Origin of the sequence: Streptomyces sp. PU-14G, from assembly GCF_041028275.1 — a bacterium.
Classification (GTDB): Bacteria; Actinomycetota; Actinomycetes; order Streptomycetales; family Streptomycetaceae; genus Streptomyces.
This window is the reverse complement of the sequence record NZ_JASKYT010000375.1, coordinates 1-5,853: the sequence shown is the minus strand read 5'-3', so window position 1 is coordinate 5,853 and position 5,853 is coordinate 1. Positions and strand designations below refer to the sequence as shown.

3 protein-coding genes and 1 pseudogene are annotated in these 5,853 nt (G+C 70.3%); 2 read left to right on the top strand and 2 right to left on the bottom strand.

Annotated elements, in window-relative coordinates; all coding sequences use genetic code 11:
* Positions 1-151 (top strand): annotated as a pseudogene (locus tag AB8Z75_RS29205) (response regulator transcription factor); the annotation flags it as partial.
* 241 nt (positions 152-392) lie between these two features.
* Here the strand turns inward: AB8Z75_RS29205 and AB8Z75_RS29200 are convergent.
* Together AB8Z75_RS29200 and AB8Z75_RS29195 are read right to left on the bottom strand one after the other, a co-directional pair.
* Positions 393-1,598 carry a winged helix-turn-helix domain-containing protein gene (locus AB8Z75_RS29200; protein ID WP_369207192.1) on the bottom strand — a complete coding sequence of 402 codons (1,206 nt, stop codon included), beginning with the start codon at positions 1,596-1,598 and terminating at the stop codon, positions 393-395.
* A gap of 202 nt (positions 1,599-1,800) precedes the next feature.
* On the bottom strand, positions 1,801-2,400 hold the full coding sequence (locus AB8Z75_RS29195) for a GNAT family N-acetyltransferase (RefSeq protein ID WP_369207190.1): 600 nt from the start codon (positions 2,398-2,400) through the stop codon (positions 1,801-1,803).
* A 198-nt stretch (positions 2,401-2,598) separates the two neighbouring features.
* Here AB8Z75_RS29195 and secA point away from each other — a divergent pair, with 198 nt between their 5' ends.
* Entirely contained in the window at positions 2,599-5,448 is a 2,850-nt protein-coding gene (gene secA, locus AB8Z75_RS29190; RefSeq protein WP_369207188.1) for a preprotein translocase subunit SecA, read from the top strand.
* Positions 5,449-5,853: the final 405 nt, after the last annotated feature.

Below are 5,853 nucleotides of genomic sequence, written 5' to 3'. Positions count from 1 at the left end.
CACCGAGTTCAAGTCGATGATCCAGCGGACGGACGAGAGCAAGCTCGTGCCCGCGCCGAAGCTCACCGACCGGGAGCTGGAGGTCCTCAAGCTGGTGGCGACCGGGATGAACAACCGCGACATCGCTAAAGAGCTGTTCATCAGCGAGAACGGGCCGGTGGGTCGGTGGGCTGGCGGGTCAGCGGGTCAGCGGGCCCGCCGGGAAGTCTGAGCGGTCCGCCGGAAAGCCGGAGCGGCGTGTCAGGAAAACCGCAGGCCTTTCGACCGCTCGCTCGGCCTGTCGGCTGCTCACTCAGGGCCCTGGTTGGGGTGCTCACTCAGGGCCCCGGTCGGGCTGTTCACTCAGAGCCCCCGGTCGGGGTGCTCGCTCGCAGCTCCGGAATGCTGCTCGCTCAGAGCCCCAGTGTGTCGAGGGCCGAGCGGAGGCGGGGGCGCAGCGGTTCTGGGTCGCAGCGCTCCACGCGCACCGCGTCGCAGCCCACCCAGGAGGCGGCCTCCCCCAGCGCCCGTGCCATCGGCTCGACGGCTTTGGCGCTGGCCATCGACAGTTGGCGGGCGATCAGCGTCCTCCCCTCGCGGGCAGGGTCGACCCGCCCGCAGAGCCTGCCCCCGGCGAGCAGGGGCATGGCGAAGTAGCCGTGGACCCGCTTCGGCTTGGGCACGTAGGCCTCCAGCCGGTGGGTGAAGTCGAAGATCCGTTCGGTGCGGGGCCGGTCCCAGATCAGGGAGTCGAACGGCGAGAGCAAGGTGGTGCGGTGCCGGCCGCGGGGGGCACTCTCCAGCGCCGCCGGATCGGCCCAGGCGCGACGCGGCCAGCCCTGCACCTCGACCGGCACGAGACCGGTCTCGGCCACCACGGACTCCACCTGCTCGGCCTTGAGCCGGTGGTAGTCGGCCAGGTCGGCACGGGTGGCGATCCCCAGCGCGGCGCCCGCCTGTGCCACCAGACGGCGCAGGCACTCGCTCTCGTCCAGGTCGTCGTGGAAGAGGGACTCGGGGACGGCGCGTTCGGCCAGGTCGTAGACGCGCTTCCAGCCGCGCCGCTCGCTCACGACGACCTCGCCGATGTCCAGCAGCCACTCCACGGCGATCTTGCGCTCCGACCAGTCCCACCACTCGCCGCCCCTGCGGCCACCACCCAGCTCGGCCGTCGTCAGCGGCCCCTCGGCCTGGAGCTGCGCGCGGACGGCGGCGCATGAGCCCTCGCGGTCCTTCATGACGTGCCAGCGGTGACCGCGCTCCCGGAAGGCGCGGCGGCGGAAGGCGAAGTGAGGCCACTCCTCGATCGGCAGCACGCAGGCGGCATGCGACCAGTACTCGAAACTGTGCGCGCCCGTCCAGTAGGCCGCGTCCACCGTCTGGCGTCCCACCGGGCCCAGGCGGGCGTAGGGCACCAGCTCGTGCGACCGGGCCAGCACCGAGATGGTGTCCAGCTGCACCGCCCCCAGGCTCCGCAGCACGCCGCGCACCCCCGCCCGCCGGTCGGGCGCGCCCAGCAGGCCCTGCGCCCGCAGTGCGATGCGCCGCGCCTCGTCGGCGGAGAGGGAAACCGTGGGAGGAGGGGTCGCGGACGCGGTGCCGGTGAGGCCTGTGGTCATACGCGTCACCCTAAGTGGACCCACTGACAACGCACTTCCGCTCCCGCACGACCGCCCGCACGGCCTCAACGGCTCCCGCGAGAGCCCCTCCCGTCCAGCTTCCTCGGGTCCCGGATTGCGGTATTCCGGGCCGGTCCCGGAACCGGGCCGGTCCCGGCCCCGGGCCGGTCCCGGCCCCGGAACCGGCAGACACGGGCGGTGGTCAGTGGTGGTGCGGTCGGCGAGGGGAGGGGAGGTACGGGGTGTCGAGGGGGAGTCCCCAGTCGGAGGGGAGCAGGGCGCCGATGCGCGCGTCGCGCCGTGTTCCTCTGTGCACGATGCGTGCGCGTTGGACGCCTTCCTCCACGAACCCGATGCGGCGCGCCACGGCACGGGAGCCCTCGTTGTCGGCCTGGGCGACCCACTCCAGACGTTCCACGCCCAGTGAGGTGAACGCCCACTCGGCGACGGCGCGCCCGGCCTCGGCCGTGCAACCCTTGCGCCGGTGTCCGCGTGCCGTCCAGAAGCCCAGCTCGGCCCGGCGTTCGGCGGTGCGCAGTGCCGACAGCGCGACCAGGCCCATGGAACCGACGAGTTGACCGTCGCGGGTGAAGACGCCGAAGTTGTACATGGTGTCGTCCCGCCAGCCGGCCGGGTTGGCGACGGTCACGAACTCCTCGGCGTCGGCGAGTGTGTACGGTTCCGCTACGGGGACGTAACGCTGGATGTCCGGGTCGTCACACGCGGCGGCCACTGCCTCGGCGTCTCCCCGCTCGAAGGGGCGCAGGAGGAGCCGTTCGGTGCGCAGTGTGATGGGTTCCATAGTCAGATTGTGCAGCCGCGCTCCCCGGCACCTTCCGGGCCTCCGGCACGTTGGGGGTACAGGGTCAGTCGTCCCTCGCATACGATGGCCGGTGCGGTTCAGGGCCTCGGCATGGAGAGGACCTCGCGGATCCGCACCGAACATCCGCACTGACCCGTGCAGACCGTGCCAGGCCCGACCGGCAAGGAGCCACCCTAAGTGTCCGTCTTCGGCAAGCTCATGCGCGCAGGTGAAGGGAAGATCCTGCGCAAGCTGGACCGCGTCGCGCGGCAGGTGAATTCCATCGAAGAGGACTTCGTCGACCTGTCGGACGCGGAGCTGCGCGCGCTCACGGACGAGTACAAGGAGCGGTACGCCGAGGGCGAGTCCCTGGACGACCTGATGCCGGAGGCCTTCGCGACCGTCCGCGAGGCCGCCAAGCGCGTGCTGGGCGAGCGGCACTACGAGGTGCAGCTGATGGGCGGCGCCGCGCTGCACCTCGGTTACGTGGCGGAGATGAAGACCGGCGAGGGCAAGACGCTGGTCGGCACGCTGCCGGCGTATCTGAACGCGATCTCCGGCGACGGCGTGCACATCATCACGGTCAACGACTACCTGGCGCAGCGCGACTCCGAGTGGATGGGCCGCGTGCACCGCTTCCTCGGGCTGACCGTCGGCTGCATCGTCGCCAACATGAGCCCGGCCGAGCGCCGCGAGCAGTACGCGTGCGACATCACGTACGGCACGAACAACGAGTTCGGCTTCGATTACCTGCGCGACAACATGGCGTGGTCGAAGGACGAACTGGTGCAGCGGGGCCACAACTTCGCCATCGTCGACGAGGTCGACTCCATCCTCATCGACGAGGCCCGTACGCCGCTGATCATCTCCGGCCCCGCCGACCAGGCCACGAAGTGGTACAGCGACTTCGCGAAGCTGGTCAAGCGCCTGGAGAAGGGCGAGCCTGGCGATCCGCGCACCCAGAAGCCCGAGACGGGCGACTACGAGGTGGACGAGAAGAAGCGCACCGTCGCCATCCACGAGTCGGGCGTCACCAAGGTCGAGGACTGGCTGGGCATCGACAACCTCTACGAGTCGGTCAACACGCCGCTGGTGGGGTATCTCAACAACGCGATCAAGGCCAAGGAGCTCTACAAGAACGACAAGGACTACGTCGTCATGGACGGCGAAGTCATGATCGTCGATGAGCACACCGGCCGCATCCTGGCGGGCCGCCGCTACAACGAGGGCATGCACCAGGCGATCGAGGCCAAGGAGGGGGTGGAGATCAAGGACGAGAACCAGACGCTCGCCACGATCACCCTCCAGAACTTCTTCCGCCTCTACAGCACCCTCTCCGGCATGACCGGTACGGCCATGACCGAGGCGGCCGAGTTCCACCAGATCTACAAGCTCGGCGTGGTCCCGATCCCGACGAACCGGCCGCTGGCCCGTAAGGACCAGGCCGACCTGATCTACCGCACCGAGGTCTCCAAGTTCGACGCGGTGGTCGACGACATCGTCGAGAAGCACGAGAGCGGCCAGCCGATCCTCGTGGGCACCACCTCGGTTGAGAAGTCGGAGTACCTGTCCAAGCAGCTCACCAAGCGCGGCGTCGCACACCAGGTGCTCAACGCGAAGAACCACGAGCGCGAGGCCCTGATCGTCGCCGAGGCGGGCCGCAAGGGCTCCGTCACGGTGGCCACCAACATGGCGGGCCGAGGCACCGACATCAAGCTCGGCGGCAACGCCGAGGGCATGGCGGAGAACGAACTGCGCGAGCGCGGCCTCGACCCCAACGAGCACGTCGAGGAGTGGGCTGCCGCGCTGCCCACCGCGCTGGACAAGGCCGAGAAGTCGGTCAAGGCCGCCGTCGACGAGGTCAAGGAGCTCGGCGGCCTCTACGTCCTGGGCACCGAGCGGCACGAGTCCCGCCGGATCGACAATCAGCTCCGCGGCCGTTCGGGCCGTCAGGGTGACCCGGGCGAGTCCCGCTTCTACCTCTCCCTGGGTGACGACCTGATGCGGCTGTTCAAGGCGCAGATGGTCGAGCGCGTGATGTCGATGGCGAACGTGCCCGACGACGTGCCCATCGAGAACAAGATGGTCACCCGCGCGATCGCCTCGGCGCAGTCCCAGGTGGAGCAGCAGAACTTCGAGATCCGCAAGAACGTCCTCAAGTACGACGAGGTGCTCAACCGGCAGCGCGAGGTCATCTACGGCGAGCGCCGCCGCGTCCTGGAGGGCGAGGACCTGCAGGAGCAGGTGGGGCACTTCATGGACGACACGATCGAGGCCTACGTCCAGGCCGAGACGGTCGAGGGCTTCGCCGAGGAATGGGACCTCGACCGGCTGTGGAGCGCCTTCAAGCAGCTCTACCCCGTCAAGGTGACGATCGAGGAGCTGGAGGAGGCCGCGGGCGACCGCGAAGGCATCACGGCCGACTTCATCATCGACTCCGTCAAGGACGACATCCACGAGCAGTACGAAGCCCGCGAGAAGGAGCTCGGCTCCGAGATCATGCGCGAGCTGGAGCGGCGCGTGGTGCTGTCGGTGCTCGACCGCAAGTGGCGCGAGCACCTGTACGAGATGGACTACCTCCAGGAAGGCATCGGCCTGCGCGCGATGGCCCAGAAGGACCCGCTGGTCGAGTACCAGCGGGAGGGCTACGACATGTTCCAGGCCATGATGGACGGCATCAAGGAGGAATCCGTCGGCTACCTGTTCAACCTGGAGGTCCAGGTCGAGCAGCAGGTCGAGGAGGTCCCGGTCGAGGACTCCGTCCCGGCACCGTCCCTGGAGAAGGACAGCGAGCCCCGGGACGCCGTCCCGGCGGGTGCGGGTGCGGGCCCGGCCCCGGCGATCCACGCCAAGGGCCTGGACCAGCCGCAGCGCCCCGACCGCCTGCACTTCTCCGCCCCCACCGCCGAGGGCGGCGTGGTCGAGGGCGACCTGGACGCGGGCACCGCCACGGACGGGGACGAGACCGGCCCCATCCGCTCCCAGGCCGACGGCCTCACCCGCGCGGAGCGGCGGAAGGCCCAGAAGGGCCGCAAGAAGCGCAAGTGACGGCGGCGCGGGGGCGCCGCGCGGCGGCACGCCGACGACACACCTGATGCGGCCCCTCCCGGGCCGCGCCGGGCTGAGGGGCCGGGCACCTGTTGCCCGGCCCCTCAGCCGCGTTCCGGGCCGTGTCCGGGGCCGTGCTCCGGGCCGTGTCCGGGGCCGCTGCCGCTCCGCTGTGGGGGCCGGGGGCTCCTGGTCGGCTCTGGTGCCCCTGCACGCCCCCCCGGGGCTTTTCAGCCCTCTGAGGGGCTCCCCGGGACCCTGCACGGCTCCTGCGCGCGAGCCCCGGCCCGAAGCCGCCTGAGCGCTGCCCCGGCTTCCCTGGGCCTCTCAGCCTCCTGGTGCTCCCCAGGCCACCCACCCTTGCGGCCTCCAGGCCCACCTTGCGACCTCCCGGGCCCCCGGGCC